This is a genomic window from Saltatorellus ferox (assembly GCA_007751475.1).
Taxonomy (GTDB): Bacteria; Planctomycetota; UBA1135; order UBA1135.
In genome coordinates, this window is sequence record CP036434.1 from 2098864 (window position 1) to 2119894 (window position 21031).

Genomic DNA, 21031 nt, shown 5'->3' on the forward strand with positions numbered 1-21031 from the left:
GGCCACCCCATCTTCGACCCTTCCCCATGACGACTTTCAACGCAGCCATCGTTGGACTCGGCTTCGGTGCCGAGTTCATTCCCATCTACCAGCGGCACCCGAACGCGAACATGTACGCGATCTGCCAGCGCGACCGGGCCAAGCTCGACGCGGTGGGGGATGCCTTCGGGGTCGAGACGCGCTACACGGACTACGCTGACCTGCTGGCGGATCCCGACGTGGACTTCATCCACATCAACACGCCGATCCCCGATCACGCCGAGATGGCGATCGCGGCGCTCGAAGCGGGGAAGCACGTGGCGTGCACGGTGCCGATGGCCACGAGCGTCGAGGACTGTCGCCGCATCATCGACGCCTGTGAGCGGAGCGGGAAGAAGTACATGATGATGGAGACCGTGGTGTTCAGCCGCGAGTTCCTGTACCTCAAGGAGCTGTACGAGAAGGGCGAGCTCGGGAAGCTGCAGTTCCTGCAGGCGAGCCACCAGCAGGACATGGATGGCTGGCCTGGCTACTGGCCGGGGCTGCCGCCGATGCACTACGCGACGCACTGCGTCGGGCCGGTGCTCGGGCTGCCGCGCGCGGACGCCGAGGCGGTGTCCTGCTTCGGCTCGGGCACGATCCGCGAGGAGATGCACGCTGCCTACGGGTCGCCGTTTGCGGTGGAGTCCGCGCATATCAAGCTGCGCGGGACCGACCTCTCGGCGCGCATCATTCGCTCCCTCTTCGATACGGCCCGCCAGTACCGGGAGAGCATCGACGTCTACGGCTCGAAGAAGGCCTTCGAGTGGCCTCTCATCGAAGGGGAAGGAGCCGTACTCCATACGGCGAAGCGCCCCGAGGAGGAGATCCCCGAGCGCGTCGAGGTGCCGGACTTCGCGCACCTTCTGCCCGAGGGCATCCGTGACTTCACGACGAAGGGCGTCTACGACATGGCCGAGAACGAGCATCTCTCGTTCACCCAGGGTGGCGGCCACGGTGGCAGCCACCCGCACCTCGTCCATGAGTTCCTGACGGCGCTTCTGGAGGACCGCGAGCCGTGGCCGAACGCGCGCCAGAGCGCGAACTGGACGTGCGTCGGGATCCTCGCGCACGAGTCGGCCATGGCGGGCGGCGAGCTGATGAAGCTCCCGGACTGGACCTTCTCGGAGTAGCGCGGTCATGACACGTCGGCTGGGATTCAGCTTCCTCTACTTCACGCCCCGCGTGCTCGCCGGGCATCTGCCCTGGCTCGGGCGCCTCGCGCACCACGGTTATGACGGTGCCGAGCTCCCCGTGGTGGACGCGACGGACGAGGAACTCAGCTCGATGCGGCGTGTCCTCGACGCCGAGGGCCTGACGGCGACGGCGGTCGGGTTCGCGATCGAGGGGGCGAACCCCGTGGATCCGGATCCGGCGGTGCGGCGCGCAGCGGTCGAGCATATCGGGCGGCTTTGCGAGAAGGCTGCCGTGCTGGGGGCGGACGTGCTCGCGGGACCCCTGCATTCAGCCTATGGGCCGTTCACGGAGCTGCCGCCGACCGGCGACGAGCAAAGGTGGTGCGCCGAGGTGCTGCACGAAGCCGGGGGCCTTGCGGCCGCCGCTGGCGTCACGCTCGCGCTCGAGCCGCTCAATCGCTTCGAGTGCTACTTTTTGAACACCGCGGCGGACTGCAGCGACCTGGTACGCGCGATCGATCACCCGAAAGTCCTCGGATTGCTGGATACGCACCATGCGCATATCGAGGAGGACGACCTTCCGGCCGCCATCGAGAGCATGGGCCAGGCGCTAGGGCACGTGCAGCTATCGGAGAATCACCGGGGCACGCCTGGCCGCGGGCAGATCGATTTCCCTGCCGCTCTCGCGGCGCTCGATCGTATCGGCTACGAAGGCTGGCTCGTGATCGAGGCCTTCTCCCGTCAGGATCCGGCCTTCGGCAGCGCACTGCGCATCTGGCGGTCTCTCGACGATGGACCGGAAGACGTGCTCCGCGCAGGAGCCAGGCTGGTCGGACGGCCGTGATGCGGTAGGCTCTTCCTCGCAGCGCGCGTGGTTCGGTTTCCCGAACGCCCGCGCACACCTCCATTCCACGCGGAGTTCCGTCCCCCCACGAACCCGCGCCCCTTTTTCGGAGATCCCCCCACGTGTCCAAGAACATCAGCGCGAGCGATCTGACCCCCGGAGAGAAGAAGCTTCTCTTCTGGGCGAGCTTCCTGTCCCTGACCGCAGCCGGCGTCGGCTTCGCCTTCCGCGTCGCGATGGGCGGCGAGTACGGCGCCGAGTTGAGCCTGACCAATCAGCAGGTGGGGGAGGTGTTCGGCGCGTCGCTCTGGCCGATCGCGCTCACGATGATCGGCTTCAGCCTCGTCATCGACAGGACCGGCTACAAGCTGCCGATGATGATCGCCTTCGTGCTCCAGGTCGGTTCCGGTATCGGGACCTTCCTGTCCCAGAGCTACCTGCCGCTCTATCTGTCCGCGCTGGCGGCCGGGCTCGGGCACGGCATCGTCGAGGCGGTGATCAATCCCGTCTGCGCGGCCGTCTACCCCAAGGAGAAGACGAAGTGGCTGACCATCCTGCACGCGTCGTGGCCTGCGGGCCTCGTCCTCGGCACGCTGCTGATCATCGGCGGTGACGCGTTCATCGAAGGCGGGATGACCTGGCGCGCGCACGCGCTCTGGATCCTCGTGCCCGCCGTGCCGTACGTGTTCATGTACCTGCCCTGCAAGTTCCCGATCGATGAGCGCGTCCAGGCGGGCGTGCCGTACATCGAGATGCTGCGCCAGGTCGGGTTCCTGACGGCGTTCCTCGCGTCGGGCCTGATGATCTACGAGATCGGCAACCAGGTCTACCAGCTCACCGACGCCGTTCGACCGGAGCGCTGGTTCGAGATCAGCCTCGGTATCGGTGCGTTCGTCGGCGCCGTGTTCGGCTTCGCGGTGAAGAGCTTCGGCCGTCCGCTGTTCTTCCTCATGTGCTTGCTCATGATCCCGGTCGCCACGGCCGAGCTCGGAACCGACGGCTGGATCAAGGGGCTCATGACGCCCGTTCTCGAGGGCCAGGACATCAATCCGGCCATGGCGCTCGTGTTCTCGGCTTCGATCATGCTGGTGCTGCGCGTGTTCGCGGGCGGCATCCTCAAGTTCTTCAGCCCTCCGGGCCTGCTCTGTCTCAGCGGCATCTTCTCGGCGGTCGGCCTCTTCTGGCTCTCCTCGGCCGCGGGCATCGCCGTCTTCGGCGCCTTCGTTCTCTACGCGCTGGGGCAGACGTACTTCTGGCCTTGCGTGCTCGGCTTCACGTCGGAGCGCTACCCCCAGGGTGGAGCGCTGACGCTGAACACCGTCTCGGCCATCGGTCTGCTGTCCGCAGGCATCGTCGGCACGCCGCTTCTCGGAGCCGCGTTCGACCGCTCGATCCACCGCACCGTCGCGAGCGAAGCGCCTGCGCTCGAAGCCGCAGCCACGGGGGAAGGGAACTTCATGTGGATGGAGCACGAGAAGATCGATCCGCAGAAGGCCGGCGCGTTCATCGCCAGCCTTCCCTCCGCGGATCAGGCCGCGACGACCGCCGTGTATCACGAAGCCAGCCCCCAGGGCACCGCGCAGCGCAAAGCGGGCCGCGACGTCCTGCGCTACGCCGTTCGCTTCCCGGCGCTCCTCTTCATCATCTTCGGCGTGATCGCTCTCTACTTCCGCTCGCGCGGCGGCTACAAGCCCGTCGAGCTGAGCGAGCACTGATCCCTCGCGTCCCCGGCCCCGACCTCCTCTTCGCCCTTCACACCCAGCATGGCTTCCTTCGACCCGACCCCCGCCGACCTCTTCACCTTTGGCCTCTGGACCGTCGGCAACCCCGGTCGTGACCCCTTCGGCGGCCCGACCCGTCCGGTGATCGATCCGTGTGACATCGTGGAGGGCCTGGCGAAGGTTGGGGCGTACGGCGTGAACTTCCACGACGACGACCTCGTCCGGTTTGGTTCCAGCGCGGCGGAGCGGGACCGGATCGTCCGCGACTTCAAGAAGGCGCTGGACGACCACGGGATCGTCGTTCCCATGGCAACGACCAACCTGTTCGGGCAGCCGATCTTCAAGGACGGTGCGTTCTCGTCGAGCGATCCGCGCGTGCGCGCGTTCGCGCTGGCGAAGACGATGCGCGCCATGGACATGGGCGTTGAACTCGGCGCGAAGACCTACGTCTTCTGGGGCGGTCGCGAAGGCACGGACACCGACGCGTGTCGCGACCCGCGCACCGCCCTCGGCTGGATGCGCGAGTGCATGGACTTCCTCTGCGAGTACGCCGTGGACCAGGGCTACGACCTGAAGTTCGCGCTGGAGGCCAAGCCCAACGAGCCGCGCGGGGACATCTACCTGGCGACGACCGGGCACATGCTGCACTTCATCACCACCCTCGCGCGTCCCGAGATGGTCGGCGTCAATCCGGAGGTCGCCCACGAGACGATGTCGGGCCTGTCCTTCGTGCACGGCGTCGCGCAGGCGATGGAGCAGGGCAAGCTCTTCCACATCGACCTGAACGGTCAGAAGATCGGACGGTACGACCAGGACCTGCGATTTGGCTCCGAGGACCTGAAGCAGGCGTTCCTTCTCGTTCGCTTGCTGGAGGGCACCGCCGGCGGTGAGCGCTACACCGGTCCGCGTCACTTCGATGCGCACGCGTATCGCACCGAGGACCGCGCTGGCGTCTGGGAGTTCGCGCGCGGCTGCATGCGCACGTACAAGATCCTGGCCGAGCGAGCCAGGGCGTTCGACGCAGATCCCGAGGTGCAAGCGATCGTGAAGGAGCGCAAGGACGCGACCTGTGATTCGCTTCTGGGAGGTTACTCCGCCGAGAAGGTGAAGGGTCTCAAGGCGCTCGAACTCGACGTCGAGGCCATCGGGGTGGAGGGCCTCGGCTACGAGCGGCTCGATCAGATCTTGACCGAGCACCTCATGGGTGCGCGCTGAGCGATCTGTTCGAGGCAGGGGGGCGCTTGAACGCTCGATCATCCTTGTAAAGATTCCTTCATCTCAGGGTAGGGGCTGGTCCATGCCAAGGCCTACTCTGCGGGTCGAGGTGCGTCCAGGGGACCTGACATCCGACACCACGTCGCGGGAAAACACCGACCACCTCTTTGGATCCGCGTCCTCTATTCACCCGTCGCCGCCTCTCATGTCTGAAACCAATCCTTCCAAGCCAGCTCCTGTCCCGTCGAACACCGAGACCAGCGAAGAGCTTCACGCCCGCTCCTTGCATCTGGCCTACGGCGATCTCGACGGCTCGGGCAACCGCTATAGCAGCGAGCAGTTTCGCGCCGAGCCGCACGTAGGCGCCAGCGACGACGTCGGTGGCTACTACGAGGCCCTGAGCGAATCGACCGTTCGACCCTTCGACAGGGAGGGGGCAGGCGATCCGCCTGCCACGCTGGAGGTGGAGCGATCCGACGCCGAGCTCGTGGCTGCCGTAAAGGATGTTCTCGGGCTGAACGATGGCATCGACGATTCCGGCATCGAGGTGGAATGCTCCGACGGGGTGATCAATCTCACAGGCAAGGTCGCGGACCGCGCGGCGAAGCTCGCCGCCGACGAGACGGCGATCGGCGTTCTGGGCGTCAAGGACGTCATGAACAACATCTCCTGCACCTGACCACCTGTCGGGCTGAGTCACAGCGCTGGGTCACAGCGCTGAGTCACAGAGCTGGGTCACGAAAAAGGGCCCCGGCCCGCCACCTTGCGTGGCGGGCCGGGGCCCCTGGCGTTCAGGACAGATCCTGGATCAGTTCATGTTCGAATCCGGGCACCAGCGGAGGCGCGTGAACGCACCCGAACCGGTGAAGTTGACGAGGATTCGCTTCACGCCAGCGACCGGCGCCATCGCGGCGAGGTCCTGCACGGAGTTGTCGCCGAGCGCGCCGATCTCGACGATCGTGATCGGCATGTCGTTGACGTCGAAGAAGGTGAAGACGTCGCGCTCCAGCGCGTCCACGTCGAGGACGCGTGCGTCGAAGAAGGTGACGGGCTCGGCGAAGAAGAAGTTCATCTGACCGCCGAACTCCTCGTCATCCGGATCGTCGACGAGGCCGTCCATGTTGGCGTCGACGTCGTTCTCGGCGAGGATGAGGACCATGCCGAGGGCCTCATCGTTGTTGAGGCCGTAGCCCGGGGTGACGAGGTCGGTGTCGCCGCCGGTCGGGTTCTCCGAGTCGAAGAGGATCGCCTTGTCGGGGTGACCGATGGCGTTGTTCGCCGCAGTGATCTCGAGGCCGATGGAGGAGAACTGGTTCGTGATCTCGGTGCCCGCAGCGAGGCCGAGCGGCTTACCGAAGGCGGTCTCGTCGAGGTTGACGATGATCGGGCACGGAACCATGCCGAGGCGAGCGATGGCGCCGGAGCCGCCGAGCACGAGCTCGAAGGCGCGGACGTCGCGCTTGTCGAAGGTGAGGGTCTGAACGCCGTTGTCGCCCTGGAAGGGCACCGGGATCGTCTCGAGGGTCATCGCAGCGCCGATGTAGAAGCGCATTTCGCTCGGGCCCTGATCGTCGATGTCGACGAGGGTAGCAGAGCACATGCGGTACGGCTCGTCGAAGTCGAAGCGCATGATGCCGCCGCGCTCTTCGTCATCCGGGTCGTCGAGGAGACCGTCCATGTCGAGGTCCATGTCGTTCTCGGGGATGATCAGGAGCTTGCCGTAGGCCTCCGTGTTGCCCGGGCCGTAGCCAGGGGTCGCGAGGTCGGTGTCGCCGCCGGTGACGTTGGCGCTATCGAACGTCGCCACGGCCTGGGGGTGGGTCGCCGTGTTGTTCACGCCGGAGATGGTCATGCCGACGAGGTTCCACTCGTTCGTCATGATCTGGCCCGTGGCGGGCTCGGTCGTGCCCAGGGTGTAGTTCGGGTCGAACTCCTGGCAGAGGGTGCCGCCGTTGCCGCTCAGCGGGAGGGTGACGATCTGGTGGTTCTTGCCGTTGATCCCGCGCGAGATGGCGTGGACGTTGACGCTGAAGTTCGTCGGAAAGTTCGCGTTGCCCGAAACCGGGAACGAAACTTCCGCTTCTCCGTTCGCGTCGAATCGACCGCGGATGTTCGGGCCGAGGGCCGAGAAGATCGTCGAGTCGCCGACCGGGCCGGCCATGACGACGAAGGGGCGGAAAGCGTCGCCCTGGATGGCGACGGTGACCTGCATGTTGTCGCCGCAGGTATTGGTCCAGGCTTCGATGCCCTGGGAGCTGGCGACGGCGGGAGCGGCGAGGGTGAGAACCAGCGCTGCTTGGAGTGAGTGGGAGAGCGTCATGATTGGGAAAGGGGCATAGGTGCTGGCAACGAAACGGTTCCGAACCCAGCACGGGGGCAGGCAGGGGCTCCGTGGAGTCCCGAGCGACAATGCGCCGCTCGCGGTCTCACAATAAGCAAGGCGCATGCCACTGGGAAAATTTCTTTGTGCAGGCCCTGTCAGCGTCAGGAACCGATCTGCGCGGCTTCTTGGTCCGTCGATCGGCGGGGAATCGCCGGGGCCCGGGGCGCCGATCGGCGCTCCCGTGCCGATCGGTTCCGCCAGGACCCAGGTTCGACCGAATCCGTCTCGATTTGGGAGGGCTGACGACCCACTCACCCCCCCGCGGATTCCGCTCGCCTTCCCGGTGTCCTGGCAAGAGCCATGGCCCGGAACGGCCGGTCTCCGGGGATACTGGTGCCCATGATTCTCCTGTCCTTCTCACTGGTCGTGCTTGCCGCCATGGGTCCTCCGGTCGTTCAGGAAGGCGAAGGCGCGGCGCGCGCGGGTTCCGGGGCCTCGCCCCGCGAAACGGTCGCTCCGAGCAATGTCCTGCTCGTGATTCTTGATGACGTGGGGCTGGACGCCATCGGCTGCTACCCGGGCGCCAACGACGATGCGAAGACGCCCTGCATGGACCGGCTGAGCGCGGAGGGGGTGCGCTTCGAGACGGTCTGGGGCTACCCCGCGTGCAGTCCCACGAGAGCGACGATCATGTCGGGCCAGTACGGGTTCCGAACGGGGATCGGTTCGATCGTGAAGCTGAACAACGATGACCCGGGGCTTGGCCTGGAGGTGACGTGTCTGCCCGAGGCGCTGGCAGAGAAGTCGAAGGGTGTGCGCACGGCGTTTCTCGGGAAATGGCACCTGTCGGGTGTGGATCATGGACCGGACCACGCGCGCGAACAGGGCTTCGAGCACTTCCGCGGCACCGTCAGTAACCTGGGGCGCAAGGGCCGCGACGACCCCTATTTCCACTACGACGAGATCGTGGACGGCAAGGAGCAGAAGCGCGATGCCTACGCGACGACGGCGGTGACCGACGATGCGCTGCGGGCGATCGAGCGCTTCGGGGACGAGCGCTGGCTCGTGGTCGCGAGCTATCATGCTGCGCACGGGCCGCTGCATGCGCCACCGAAGGAGCTGAGGACGATCGAGCTTTCCGGCTCACCCAAGAAGACGCGGCATCAGCACTTCGCTGCGATGGTGGAGGCGCTCGACCACGAAATTGGCCGACTCTGGGACAGCCTGCCGGAGGCCACGCGCGCCCGGACCACGATCGTGATCGTGGGGGACAACGGCGGCGCCAGCGGCCAGATGCCCGACGAGCTGCGCCTGGGCGACGCCGACGAGAAGGCGCTCGCGGGGAAGGGCTCGCTCAGCGAGTCCGGCATCGAGGTCCCGCTCATCGTGGCGGGGGCTGGTGTTTCGGATCCTGGCCGCGCCGTGTCGCATCTCGTGAATACGACGGACCTCTTCGACACGACCCTGGATCTGCTGCTGGGAGTCGCGCCTGAAGGCACCCCCGACTCCGTCTCCTTCCGGTCCTATCTCGCGAGCGCCGCCGCGCCGCCGGTGCGCGAGTGGATCTTCTCGGAGCGGTTCCATCGGACCAACAAGAACACGAAGGCACCTGCCTCCAGTCGACTGGCGATCCGCGAACAGCGCTACAAGCTGATCGAGGACAGCCTTGGCGGCGGGCAGCGGCTCTACGACCTGGAGAGTGATCCCCGGGAGTCCAGCAACCTGCTCAAAGGGAACGAGCTGGACGAGGGAGCGACGGCCGCGCTGGCCCGCATGACCGCCCTTTTGGAAGGTCCGCTCGGGAAGGATCGAAAGGCGGCGCTCGCCGGGCTCCAGTAGGTGCGACTCACTGTCACTGGGGAAAGGGGGGATGCCTGAAAATTCTGGAAAATGTGTGGCGGTCGTGCGTTGCGTGACTATTCCCAGGAGATGACGCGACCCCCTGGGTCGCCTCGGCACGCCACGACGCCTTCTTCCCAAAACCCGACATGCTTCCCATGGCTCCTTCTTTCCTCTGCGTTTCTTCCCTCGCGCTCGCAGGCCTTCCCGCCACTTCGCTCGCGCTCGCCCAATCGTCGACCTCCATCAGAACCGCCTCCGAGCGACCGGCGGTCCTGACGGCTGAGCCTGCTCGGATCCCTTCCATCGCCCAGGTTCGGGACGCAGGCGCCTACCACGTCGCAACAGGTACCTGGACGCGCCGAGGTGTCCAGCAGCGTTCGCCTATTGGACCTGATGTGATCTACGCCAACACCGCCATGTCCGGCTACTTCTCTTCGGCGGGCGGCGCCGGGGGATTCGCGCCGCTCAGCACCAACGTGGACGAGGGGTTCATCCCTGCCCGCGGCAACCCGGAGTACCCGCTCGCGGATCGAAGCGTGTACACGGTCGACGGCTTCCAGATCAACTACTGCGACCTCGGAGCGGCCGCGACCGGCGGCTGGGACATCAGCTTCTACGAGTCCTACGTTCCATGCGCTTCGCCGCCCGCGCCGACCGCGAGCGTCTTGCTCAACGGGCTTCCGGCGACCGGTTGCTGGACCCTGTTCATCGACCTCTCGGGCGGCCAGGAGTTCGATTTCGCCGGAGAGGGCGGAGGTGCTGCCGGGACGCAGTCCTCGACGAGCTTCGGCTGGAGCTATCGGTACATCGGCACCGACGGTACGGCCCCTGCTGGCTTCATCCTCGCCGGAGACCCGGCGTCCACGGATCCGGGATGGATCACGGGCGGCCTTCCGACGGACGGCACCGAAACCTACTACGGCCCGGCCTCGCTCTGCGGCGGGTCCGCCACGGGGAACCGGACCCAGGACTCGTGGGGCCTCATCAATCCAACGGGCGCGAACTGCTGGTGGTTCGGCGGCTACTCCAATACCAACGGCTGCGGCGTTCCGTTCCAGCCCTATGCCTCGTTCTTCATGGAGATCTACGCGCAGTCGGGGCCAGGCAGCGCGCCGGTCGGAGCGGCGTACTGCTCGTCGAATCCGAACTCGACGGGGGTGAACACCACGCTCGCGATGAGCGGGAGCGATTCGGCCTCGGCGAACGACGTTCTCCTGGCGGCGGGCGAACTTCCCCTGGGTTCCGTCGGCGTGTTCGTGACCTCGATGACCCAGGGCAGCACGCCGAACTTCATGGGCAGCCAGGGCAATCTCTGCCTCGGAGGCACCCTCGGCTACCTCACCGGCCCGGGCCAGGTGCGCAGCGCGGGCCTCGACGGCTCGATCCGCATCGATACGACCCTCGGCACGTGGGACGTGAGCGCGATCCCGGCCGGGGCGGGGACCTACGCCGCCGCGGCGGGCGTGACCTCGAACTTCCAGCTGTGGCACCGGGACGTCGTGGCCTCTGCACCCACGTCGAACTTCTCCGACGCCGTGAGCGTCACCTGGTCGATGTAGGCCGGCGGCCGTCCGCTCCGGCGAGACAGCGGCCGGGGACGGCAGGTGTACGCTCGAACACACGGAAGCAGGTGAGTTCCTCCTCGTGATTCAGTCAGACCCATGCGTCGTGGCCCACGAGCAGCCCGTCGTACTCGACTCGCCCCTGCAGAAGCTGGACTTCGACCTCACGAGGTGCGTGGTGGAGGGCCGAGTCGTCGACTCCAGCGGTGCCCCCGTGGCCGATCAGGTCATCCTCGCCCGCCTGAGCCGAGACAAGCAGGATCCGTTCCGGAACGCGCACTCCGATCACCGCGTGAGAACCGGCGCCGACGGGCGCTATCGACTCGTGGGTCTCCCTGCGGGCAAGTCGTTCTCGATCCAGAGTCACGGTCGAGGCTGGCAGGGCGCGTACGCTGGCCCCTTCCGTCTCGAGGAGGGCGAGGTCCGGGGGGACGCCGACCTGGTGACGGACCGGTCGGCGGATCTGACGATCACGGTCGATCGGGGGAGCGATGCCTCACGTCGAATCGAGGTGGAGCTTCGCCTGATCGAAGCGTTCCCCGAGACGCAGAGCGGTCTACCGAAGTCCGCTTCCCACCGGCGCAGGGTCAGCATCAGGGAGGGCACCCGGTCGGCGACCGCCGAGGACCTGACCCCCGGCCGCTACACCGTGGAGTGGCAGCACATCGGCCGGGTCGTCGCCTCGAAAGAGGTGGACGTGTCGCTCGATGTGGACAACCGGGTCTCGTTCACGGAGTAGGGCCGGCGCGGCCTGACCCTGCCCGGTGCGAACGGGCACCGGGCCGAGTCAGTGCTCCATCTTTCGCAAAGGTGCCGCGTCCTCAGTCATTCTCCCGCTCCTTGAAGCGGGGTCCTGGGGCCAAGGCACCGTCAGGCCGCGCCCTGGCGTGAGCTGCCCAGGCCGCTCGACGGCGATCTGGCGGCGCCGCTGCGCCTCCGCTCGATCGCGATCGTCTTCACGAGCCCGATGACGTGACCGCCCGCCTGTTGCAGTCGCTCCACGCAGTCGGCGATCACCGTCGCGGCCACCGGGGCGATTTCGCTCTCCACGAACAGGATCCCGTCGAGGGAGGCGGCCGCGGCCTCGGCGTCCGGCGCTTCCTGGACAGCCGGGAGACTGATCAGCACGAGGTCGTAAACGGACCGCGTTTCGTGGCAGAAGACCTCGAACATCTGGCTCGCCAGGAGGTCCGCCGGAACGATCCAGGAGTCTCCCGTGTAGAGCACATCGAGGGTGGGGAATCCCGAAGGGGCCGCGACCTCGCTCCAGTGCGCCGTGCCGTCCAGGCACTCGCCGAGACCTCGCGCGTCGCCACCGTGGCCGCCGCGCGTGCGCGCTCCGATGGCACCGTGGATGTCCGACCCGAAAGCGTCCGCCCTGTCGAGCCCGGCGCTCAGGATCGTCGCCTTGAGCGTGGGCCCGTTCAGCGCACCGTCGACCAGAAGGATGCGCTCGCCGAGCTGGGCCCGCGCCATCGCCAGGTTGATGGCGACGGTCGAGACCTCTGCGCTGGCGCTCGCGGACGTGACTCCCAGGACGCGGGGCGGATCGCCCGCGGCGTTCGCCATGTGCTTCAAACGCGCGCGAAGCGTGCGGTAGGTCTGGGCCGCAGGCGACTCGGGGGCCTCCATCATCGGCAGCCAGGACGGCTTCGGGCTGTCGCCGCCACGCAGGAGCCGGACCCTGCGCGGTGCGCCATTCGACGGGCCTGCGACCGCGACGCGTCCGCACACGGGAAGGGCCGCCATGCGCTCCTCGGCGGCGTGGTTCGACCCTGACATCAGCGGCGTGCGCTGGAGGTCGAACCAGGCCCAAGCGGCGGCCGCGAGGACGCCGAGCACGAGGCCCGCGAGCAGCCCGAACGCCGCGTTCGGCTTCAGCGGACCGCGCGGCACCGTGGCCGGGTCGATGATGCGTGCGCTCGGCACGATGCCCGCGATCGCGACGCGCGCGTTCTCGACGTCGCGGACGAGGTCGCCCACGACGCGGTCCAGTTCGCGGGTTTCGAGCTGGGTCCCGCGGAGCTTCTGCCGGGCGGCGGCGAGGTCCTTGAGGCGGTCGCGAAGGCGCTCGACTTCTTCCCGGGCGGCGGTCTCGGCCAGCCGAAGGCTGGCCGTGTGCGCGCTGAAGGCGGCGACGGTTTCCTTCTGGAGCTGGGCGATCGACGCGCGAATCAGCGCGGCCTCGCTCTCGGGGTGCGCGGCGTGCAGCGCGGACCACGCGCGGGCGTACTCCGTCTTCTGCTCCAGCGTCTTCTCATGGCCGACGAGGAGCGCGCGAAGGCCGCCGAGGATCTGGCCCTGAAAATACGACATCCGCTCCTTCGCCTGGATCAGCGGGGGATAGGCGTCCGTGAACTCCGCCTCCAGCGCTTCGAGTTCGCTGCGCGTCGTCTCCAGCTCGGTCATCCACGCGCGCATGCTCCAGTCGACGGCGATCGAGCCGTCCCGGGCGAGGTCGCCGCCGAGGCGACTGAGCGCCGTCAGGTCGCCGGACTCGATGCGCTCGATGATGTCACGCAGGTCCGCGACGCGGGTGCGGAAGCGTTCGGCCTCGATGCGGTAGTCGTCCGCCTTGAGGAGCAGGGTGCGCCGGTAGCCGCCGTCGCCGGATCCACGGTAGACCTGGCGCAGCTGACTCTCTTCCGCGTCGAGCGCCTCGAGCAGCGAGCGCACTTCAGGGGAGTGATCGCCGCCGACGGCCGCGAGCGCGGTCTTCAGAGGCTGGCCCGAGGCGATGAGCAGCTCGACGCGGTCCGCGAGGATCCGTCGGTTGCGCGCCTTCCGGTAGACGTCGTCCCAGGCGCCCTGGCGGCTGCTGAGGTCGATGGCGGTGGCCTCCGCGTCGATCGTGTCGGGGTTCGCCCGCTGGAGGTCCGCTTCCTCGGCGGTGAGTGCGTCGAGGGCCGCGCGCCGCGTCTCCAGCTCCTCCTCCAGGAAGCTCGCGGTCTGCACGGCGTCCCGGCGGGCTTCGGCGAGGTCGCTTTCCACGAAGGCGGCGGCGATCGCGTTGGCGATGGCGGCGGCACGCAGGGGATCGTCGTCGAGCACCGTCAGCGCGAGCGCGCCCGTCTGGTGCTGCTGCTTGTCGACGCGCACCCGCTGGAGCACGCGGTCGATGGCCTGGTCACGGGTCAGCGCCTCGATGCGCCAGACGCGGCCGTCGGGCTCGCCCGTCACGCGGAGAAGGAGCTCCATGCCGTGATAGAGCACCGGCACGCCGGGTTCGTAGGCCAGGGTTTCTGCCTCGTCCTCGGGCCATTCGACGCCTGGCTTGAAGCTGATACCCGACACGCTCACAGCTCCCTGGTCCACGAACCGGACACGGACGGCGACGGGAGCGGTATCGCTCAGCCTGCGCGCCGTGGCTTCGAGCCGGAAGTCCCGGTGAACGGGTGCGATCGTGCTGCGCAGGATCCGGCGCAGGGGCGGCGCGTTCTCGTCCGTGACCCAGGTGGTGAGGCCGAGGTGGATCCGTTCCTCGGCCCTGTTCTCCGAGGTCGCATCCGCCGCAGGTTCCACGATGTCGCCGATCAGCGTGCGTGAACGCAGAAGGGTGAGTGCCTGGCCTTCGTCCACGGTACCCGTTGGGATCGAGCGGTGCTCCACCTGGGGCCGACGCACCGTGACGTCGTCGACGCGCAGCTTGACCGAGCTGCGGTAGACGGGCGTGGACGCGAGGTTCCAGGCGGCGAACCCGAGAGCGACCGTGAGCACGATCAAGCCCATGCGCAAGGGCGCATGGGTGAGCAGCCCGCGCACGCGCGCCAGATCCTCCAGGGACAGGGAGCCGCCTCCCTCCAGACCTCGACGAACCATCAGAGCGCCCCCGAAGCCACGAGGGACGGAATCGCCAGGTTGAACGGCGCGAGCAGCGGCAGGAACTCTTCCTGGAAGCGCTGCGAGCCCCGGCGGCGGACGAACACGATGTCGCCGGGACGCACCTGGACGAGACCGCTCGGGTCCGGCGTCTCGGCGTTGAACCGATGCACCTCGAGTTCGTCCCCGTGGGGGCGCACGAGGAAGAGGCTGCGCCGGTCAGCGGCGTTCAGGAAGAAGCTGCCGTGCGAGACGGCTTCGAGGGCGGTGGTCGGGCGCTCCAGCACGCGGGGCCCGGGCTCGCGAATCTGGCCGAGGACGAAGTACTGCTTCGACTCCCGCCGCACGATATCGACGGTGACGTCGGGCTCGTGCATGTACTTCCTGAAGGACTCCTCGATGCGCTCGTTGGCCCCGCGCAGGTCGAGGTCGGCAACGGAGACGGGACCCACGACGGGCAGCTCCAGCACGCCGGTCTCGTCCACGTGGGCTCCGCCGTCGGGAGTCGAGAGTTCCGGGTGTCCGTGGATCGTGACGCGCAGCACGTCGCCGGGGCCCAGGCTCGCCACGCTCCAGTCCGGCGCGGTCTCGAAGGTGTCGAACCGATCGGTGGTGGAGACGGGGGCGGGCGCCGTGCGGCACGCGGTTCCGGCGAGGCACACCGCCAGCGCGGCGACGGCTCGGAGGAGCGGCGCACGGAGCGCGTTCACCTTCTTCTTCGCGGCACGGTGCGAAGAAGCGGAACGCGTCGAGGGATCGACGGGCTGGCACATGGGGGGGGGCGAGGGGGCGGCGGGGGGCCGCGACCTTCATGGCGTGCATCGGCGCGGCCGGGCCCCCCGACTGCAGGCGCACCGACGAATCCGGGGCCGCGTCCTCAGATTGGGAGCGCCGCGCACGGACGGCTCGGCGGGCGTGTCTCGACCTGAATCAAGAAGCCGCTTCCTTCGGGCTCGCATGGAGTGAGGCGTCCCCGGACTCCGAAGGAAAGCGCAACGGACACCCATGTCGCCCCCCCCGCATGAACGTCCGAGGATCGCATTCCTCGGCGCCCGCGGCGTCCCGGCCCGCTACGGCGGATTCGAGACGTTCGTGGAAGAGATCGGCGCTCGCCTCGTGCAGCGTGGGATCGACGTCACCGTCTTCTGTGAGCAGGAGAGCGAAGAGGGCGATGCGCTCGTCCGCCATCGCGGCATGGATCTGCGCTACGTTCGCGCCTGGGCGCCGGGGCCCGCCCGCACGATCCAGGTCGACGTGTCCGGGCTTCTCCAGACGATGCGCGGCTTCGACGTCGTCTATCTGCTCGGCTACGGCGCGGCGTTCGCCGCGTGGCTGCCGCGGCTGACGGGGACGGCGGTCTGGATCAACCCCGACGGCATCGAGTGGCAGCGCTCGAAGTGGGGCGCGCCCGCGAAGGCGTGGCTGGCCCTCATGGAGCGGATCGCCTGCCGCGCCGCGACGCGCCTCGTGATCGACAACGGCGCGCTCGCCGAGAACATCGGGGCTCGCGCGAAGCTAGGACCGCACTCGGTGCTGGCCTACGGCGCGGAGACCCTGGACGAGCGGCTCCCCGAGGACGCGGTCCGGGCGCTGGGCCTGACCCCCGGGGAATACGATCTGCTCGTCTGTCGCTTCGAGCCCGAGAACCACGTGGACGAGATCCTGCGCGCCCACGCCCAGGCGAACACCGGACGCCCGCTCGTGGCCGTGGCTCACACCGACACCGGGACCGCCTATGCGAAGCGGACCATGGAGCGCGCGCGTGACGCGGCCGGCGACGGGCGCGTGCGATTCCTCGGGGCCATCTACGACCAGGACGTGCTCCTGCCGCTGCGCCAGCACTCCGCGCTCTACCTCCACGGGCACAGCGTCGGCGGCACGAATCCGAGCCTTTTGGAGGCCATGGGCGCGGGCAACGTCGTGCTGGCCCACGACAATCCGTTCAACCGCGAGGTGCTCGGGGACCAGGAGGTCTACTGGGACGGGATCGACGCGCTCACGAGGCGAATTGGCGATTGGGCGACGCGCGCCACGGCGGAGATCGAATCGGTTCGCGAGCGCAATCGCGCGCGGATTCGAGAGGAGTACAGCTGGGATCGACTGGCCGACGACTACGCGGCGCTGATCCGCGCGGAGAGCGGGCGACGGTGATGCGGGCCTCGGGTTCTGCGCGCGTGGCCCTCGTGAGCCAGGGGATCGCGAGCAGCGGCGGCTTCGCTCTCTCGGTGCTGCTCGTGCGAACGCTCGGGCTGGAGCGCTTCGGTGTTCTCAGTCTGGTCCTGATCGGCGCCGCCTACGCCGCGGGTCTGGGCCAGGCGCTCGCGTGCCAGCCGCTCTTGAGCCTTGCGCCTCTGGCGGAAGGCGAGGCACGCAGGGCGCGCGTCCGCGACGCGCTTTGGATGGCTGCGGGGCTGGCGGCAATCGTGTCCGCCCTGGCGGGCGGCCTGATGCATCTGCTCGAAGCGAACGGCGTGGGTCTTCGGGACCGGGGAGTCGGCCGTCTCGCCGTGACGACGCTGGTGGGGCTGCGCGCGCTGGCCCCGACGCTGCGCGGCGCGCTGTTCACGCTGGGATACGGGCGAGCGACGGTCGCCATGGACGCCCTGGGGAGCTGGGGTCCGTGCGTGGGGGTCGTCACGCTCGGCCACTTCGGCGGCGTATCCATCGCTTCGGCCTCGGTCGTTCTGAGCGCGAGCGCGGCAGCCGCGTGCGCGCTGGCGCTGGTCGCTCTGCGCGGACTGGGCGTCGGTGCGGTGCCCGGCCGTGCCGCCTTCGCCCGGCACTGGCAGAGCGGTCGCTGGCTCGCGGGCAATCAGGTCCTCTCATGGTTCGGCACCGGCGGGTTCCACGCCGCGACCGCCGCCGTCGTGGGGCCCGCGGGCGTCGGTGCGATCCGCGCGGCGCAGGGCCTCGTGGGGGTGCTTCTGGTCGGCTGCCAGGCCCTGGAACTCATCCTGCCGGGCAGGGCGGCCGCGGCGTTGGCGGAAGGCGGGAGGTCGGGCCTATTGCGCTGGACCCGAGCGCAGGCCGTGCCGCTCGGCCTCGCCTTCGCGGCGCTCGGCGCGGGCCTGTGGCTCTCCGGTCCCTGGCTCATCGAAGGTCTGTTCCCCGGGGTCGATCCCGACCTGACGGGGATCGCGCTGGCGGGGCTCGCCTGGCTTCCCGCGGCGTCGGCGCTGACGGGACTCCTGCAGGTCTCGGCGAGGGCGCTCGAAGACACCCGCCCGGTGTTCGTCGCCTACGCGGTCTCGGCGCTGTCGGCCGCGGTTCTGGCGCTGCCGCTCGTCGAGGCTCTCGGACTGGCGGGAGCCGCCTGGGGCTTCACGGGGCAGCAGGCGCTGTTCGCGCTCCTTCTGCTGCTGTCGCTGCGTTCGGAGGCTCCGCGCCTTCGCCGAGCGGCGTCCGGGCACCGGATCGAGGGAAGTGTCTCGATCCGCCACTCTTAGGAAACAAGGGAGGACGCCTTTGCGTCCCGGGAAGACGCCCGCGATCCTGCAGCGGTCGCATTTCACGTTCCCAAGGGCGCCCTCCCCCTCCATGACTCTTCCACGCACGCGCCACGGCGCCCCTTTCGCCGGCACTTCCTTCGCCGGCGCTCTCGCTTTCAGCGCGATCTGGTTCGGCCTTGGCGGCACCGCCTCGGCCCAGCAGTTCACCGAGCTTTCCGGGGCGCTTCCCGGGCCCCAGCGGTGGAGCGAGGGCGTGACGGCGGCCGACGTCGACCTCGACGGCGACCTGGACCTCTTCTTCGCCAACGGCGACGGTTTCTCGACCGCCGGGACCAAGCGCCAGAACACGCTCATCATCAACAAACTCGTCGAGCAGGGGCCGAACGTCTACGTCGACGAGAGCGTCGCGCGACTCGGCGTGCACGCCTCGAACGCCAAGATGCCCGTCGTGGGAGACGTGAACGGCGACGGCTATCCGGACGTTCTCTTCGTCAACGCGTTCAACACGGACCCGCCGTTCCTCTACATCAACCGCGGCGCGGCGCAGCCCGGGTTCTTCGATCTGGAGAGCGCGGCCCGCGGGCTCACCGAGGTGCTTTCCTCGGCGGGCGGCCAGTTCGGCGACGTGGATGAAGACGGCGACCTCGACCTCGTGATCACCGACAGCGGGGCGTCGTTCCTGGGGGGCGCCGGTGCGACGCCGAAGCTCTACCTCAACGACGGCAACGGCTTCTTCACCGACGTCTCGGCCCAGCTCAATGCACCGGCGAAGGTGGCGCAGATGGACGTCAACCTCGTCGACATCGACCGCGACTGGGACCTCGATATCTTCCTGACGAATCGCGCGCAGAACTCCAACGGTACCCACTACCTGCTCATCAACGACGGCACCGGAAACTTCACGAACCGCTCGAACCTGATCCCGCAGACCTCGGGCAGCGTCTACGAAGCGGAAGCCGGTGACCTCGACGGCGACGACGACGACGATCTCTTCTTCGTCTCCCTCTCCGGTTTCCAGGAAGGCCACGTGCGCAACGACCTCGTCGAGACCGGCTCGCTCGGTTTCACCGCGGGCTCGGTCCAGCCGGGGAACGTCGACGACAACGAGGTCGCCCTCTTCGACTACGACATCGACGGGGATCTCGACGTTCTGATCGGCTCCCTGGGCAACCGGGAGCGCGTCTACCGCAACGACGGCGGACTCAGCTTCGCCAACGCGACCGGCGTGGTCCAGAACATCGCGGACTCGACGCTCGACCTCGCCGTGGCGGACCTCGACAACGACGGCGACCACGACATCATCACGGCCCAGGGGGAGTCGGGCAACTTCACGAACCGGGTGTACCTGAACAGTGGCCCCGCGGACACGCTCGCGCCCATCGTCGTCGACCAGAGCGTGGGGGAGGCGACGGCCACGCGCCCGAGGCGCCTGCGCGGCCGCATGCGCGACCAGGTCTCGGACGACGGTGAGATCTGGGTCACCGCGGAGGCGATCTTCGCGCGCGTTCAGCCGACGGTGGTGGAGGTCAGGGTGACGGGAGCAGGATTCGCTCCGGCGGCGCTCACGGTCGTTCCCGGCACGCGCGTGCGATTCGTCGACGGCGGCGTCGGATCGGCCACGATCGCCGAGGGCGGCGCCCTCGGATGGACGCTCGCGCTGCCCGCGGGCGGCGCCGTGGAACGGGTCATGGTCGCGGACCTTTCGCAGTCGGTTTCGGCCTCCGGTGTGACCGGCCTGCTCCAGCTCTCCGTGAGTGGCCCGAGCGTCGCGGTGAAAGCTCTGCAGTACGGCAACGCGGTGTTCAGCGCGCCGTTTCCGTCGCTGAGCAGCGGTCCGACGGCGGAGATCGCCCACGTGTGGAAGGCCACGGATCGCGCGGGCAACGTGGGCTGGTCGGAGAGCGGCGTCGCTCGCGACGAGGGCGCGCCGGGCCTCTCCTACTGCGACCCAGCGCTCAACTCGACGGGCGAACAGGCGAGGACCATCCTGCGCGGTTCGGACCTTCTCGCGGATCAGTCGCTGACGCTGGAAGCCTGGGCGCTGCCGCCCTCTTCGTTCGGTTTCTTCCTCGCCTCGCGCACCCAGGGCGCGATGCCGGTGAGCCAGGGCACGTTCTGCCTGGGCCAGCCCTTCGGCCGGTTCTCCAGCTTCGTGCAGAACTCAGGGGCCGGCGGCGCGGTGGCCTTGCCCCTTCCGTTCCAGCAGCTCCCCGGCGCGGTGAACTTTCTGGCAGGTGAGTCCTGGAACTTCACCTACTGGTTCCGCGATGCGAACCCGTTGATCGGCGCCAACTTCTCCGACGGTGTGGAACTCGTCTGGCGCTGATCAGGGAAGGGTCCAAAAGCTCGTCTGGGTGACCACCGGGCACATGGGGGCGTAGCCGGTGAAGCGCGTGCGGTGGTCGCGGCCCAGGAGCGAGACGGCGGCCCAGTTGTTCGGGTGATCCGAGTTGTCCAGGCAGAGCGTGCCGCCCGAGCGAACCTTGGGTGCCAGGGTCTGGACGCCGTCGAGACGCCAGGTGAAGGCATTCATGCAGTCGACGAGGGCGAGGTCGAACGACGCCTCCGGCAGGGAACTCGCGAACGCGATGGCCTCGTCTCCTGCGGCGACGTGGAGCGTCAGTCGCGAGGCCGCTTCGTCGCCGAGGCGCGTCGCGGCCTCCGATCGGATCTGGCGCGCCCATTCCTCGGAGTGCTCGATCGTCGTGACCTCGGCACCACGCTCCAGGAACCAGAGCGTGGAGTTCCCGCCGCCGAGCTCGACGACCTTCTTGCCCGGGCCGATGAGCGGCTCCATGTGTTCGATCGCCTCGTAGACGAGGAAGGGCACCGGAGTCTTCAGGATCGTGCGTCGCTTCGCTTCGAAGTACGTCTTGACCGTGGCCGGGATGCGCAGGAGCGATGCCAGCGCCGGTCGGTGGCCTTCCATGTCCGTCAGCCGATTGCGGATGCGGATGGAGGCGACGCGGCCCTCGTTCTCCCAGGCCACCGTGTAGTGGCCCGTGAGACGGTCGAGCCAGGGGCGCTGGTAGAAGGTGCGGACGTTGTTGGCTTCGGGCTGGGGGGGGCGCTGGTCCATGGTGGGGGGGGCTGGGGCTCGGG

15 protein-coding genes are annotated in these 21031 nt (G+C 68.4%); 11 read left to right on the top strand and 4 right to left on the bottom strand.

Translation table 11 applies throughout. The features are described from left to right. The first annotated feature begins 26 nt into the window (after nucleotides 1-26). The 5 genes from Poly30_RS07530 (at nucleotide 27) to Poly30_RS07550 (ending at nucleotide 5613) form a co-directional block, all read left to right on the top strand. Nucleotides 27-1151: a Gfo/Idh/MocA family protein gene (locus Poly30_RS07530; RefSeq protein WP_145195873.1), complete on the top strand. Its 1125-nt coding sequence runs from the start codon at nucleotides 27-29 to the stop codon at nucleotides 1149-1151. 7 nt (nucleotides 1152-1158) lie between these two features. Further along, on the top strand, nucleotides 1159-1998 hold the full coding sequence (locus Poly30_RS07535) for a sugar phosphate isomerase/epimerase family protein (RefSeq protein WP_145195875.1): 840 nt from the start codon (nucleotides 1159-1161) through the stop codon (nucleotides 1996-1998). 122 nt (nucleotides 1999-2120) lie between these two features. Continuing rightward, complete coding sequence (locus Poly30_RS07540) at nucleotides 2121-3713, top strand: MFS transporter (RefSeq protein ID WP_419191087.1); 1593 nt, start codon at nucleotides 2121-2123, stop codon at nucleotides 3711-3713. 48 nt (nucleotides 3714-3761) lie between these two features. Next, nucleotides 3762-4934 (top strand): xylose isomerase, encoded by a 1173-nt coding sequence (gene xylA / locus Poly30_RS07545; RefSeq protein WP_145195879.1) that lies wholly within the window; start codon nucleotides 3762-3764, stop codon nucleotides 4932-4934. Between the two features lie 205 nt (nucleotides 4935-5139). After that, a complete protein-coding gene (locus Poly30_RS07550; protein WP_419191088.1) occupies nucleotides 5140-5613 on the top strand; it encodes a BON domain-containing protein in 474 nt (157 codons plus the stop codon). Nucleotides 5614-5742: 129 nt separating this feature from the next. On the opposite strand, the gene Poly30_RS07555 is transcribed toward Poly30_RS07550, so the two are convergent. Continuing rightward, nucleotides 5743-7254: a hypothetical protein gene (locus tag Poly30_RS07555; protein ID WP_145195883.1), complete on the bottom strand. Its 1512-nt coding sequence runs from the start codon at nucleotides 7252-7254 to the stop codon at nucleotides 5743-5745. 402 nt (nucleotides 7255-7656) lie between these two features. Between Poly30_RS07555 and Poly30_RS07560 the strand changes: the two genes are divergently transcribed. The 3 genes from Poly30_RS07560 to Poly30_RS07570 all read left to right on the top strand — a co-directional run bounded on the left by Poly30_RS07560 (nucleotide 7657) and on the right by Poly30_RS07570 (nucleotide 11400). Then, the gene (locus Poly30_RS07560) at nucleotides 7657-9096 is read left to right on the top strand and encodes a sulfatase-like hydrolase/transferase (protein ID WP_419191089.1); all 1440 of its coding nucleotides are present in this window, start codon (nucleotides 7657-7659) and stop codon (nucleotides 9094-9096) included. Between the two features lie 158 nt (nucleotides 9097-9254). Further along, nucleotides 9255-10658, top strand: coding sequence for a hypothetical protein (locus Poly30_RS07565; RefSeq protein ID WP_145195887.1), 1404 nt, complete (start codon nucleotides 9255-9257; stop codon nucleotides 10656-10658). 85 nt (nucleotides 10659-10743) lie between these two features. Continuing rightward, entirely contained in the window at nucleotides 10744-11400 is a 657-nt protein-coding gene (locus Poly30_RS07570; RefSeq protein WP_145195889.1) for a carboxypeptidase-like regulatory domain-containing protein, read from the top strand. Nucleotides 11401-11531: 131 nt separating this feature from the next. Here the strand turns inward: Poly30_RS07570 and Poly30_RS07575 are convergent, their stop codons facing one another. Next, nucleotides 11532-14480: a hypothetical protein gene (locus Poly30_RS07575; RefSeq protein WP_145195891.1), complete on the bottom strand. Its 2949-nt coding sequence runs from the start codon at nucleotides 14478-14480 to the stop codon at nucleotides 11532-11534. Further along, the gene (locus Poly30_RS07580) at nucleotides 14480-15253 is read right to left on the bottom strand and encodes a polysaccharide biosynthesis/export family protein (protein ID WP_145195893.1); all 774 of its coding nucleotides are present in this window, start codon (nucleotides 15251-15253) and stop codon (nucleotides 14480-14482) included. The genes Poly30_RS07575 and Poly30_RS07580 overlap by 1 nt, the downstream gene beginning before the upstream one ends. A gap of 232 nt (nucleotides 15254-15485) precedes the next feature. Between Poly30_RS07580 and Poly30_RS07585 the strand changes: the two genes are divergently transcribed. The 3 genes from Poly30_RS07585 to Poly30_RS07595 all read left to right on the top strand — a co-directional run bounded on the left by Poly30_RS07585 (nucleotide 15486) and on the right by Poly30_RS07595 (nucleotide 20255). Then, nucleotides 15486-16631, top strand: coding sequence for a DUF1972 domain-containing protein (locus Poly30_RS07585; protein ID WP_145195895.1), 1146 nt, complete (start codon nucleotides 15486-15488; stop codon nucleotides 16629-16631). Between the two features lie 23 nt (nucleotides 16632-16654). Further along, nucleotides 16655-17926: a lipopolysaccharide biosynthesis protein gene (locus Poly30_RS07590; RefSeq protein ID WP_145195897.1), complete on the top strand. Its 1272-nt coding sequence runs from the start codon at nucleotides 16655-16657 to the stop codon at nucleotides 17924-17926. 91 nt (nucleotides 17927-18017) lie between these two features. Further along, entirely contained in the window at nucleotides 18018-20255 is a 2238-nt protein-coding gene (locus Poly30_RS07595) for an FG-GAP repeat domain-containing protein (RefSeq protein ID WP_145195899.1), read from the top strand. Here the strand turns inward: Poly30_RS07595 and Poly30_RS07600 are convergent, their stop codons facing one another. After that, entirely contained in the window at nucleotides 20256-21008 is a 753-nt protein-coding gene (locus Poly30_RS07600; protein WP_145195901.1) for an O-methyltransferase, read from the bottom strand. It lies immediately after the preceding gene. Nucleotides 21009-21031 lie beyond the last annotated feature (23 nt).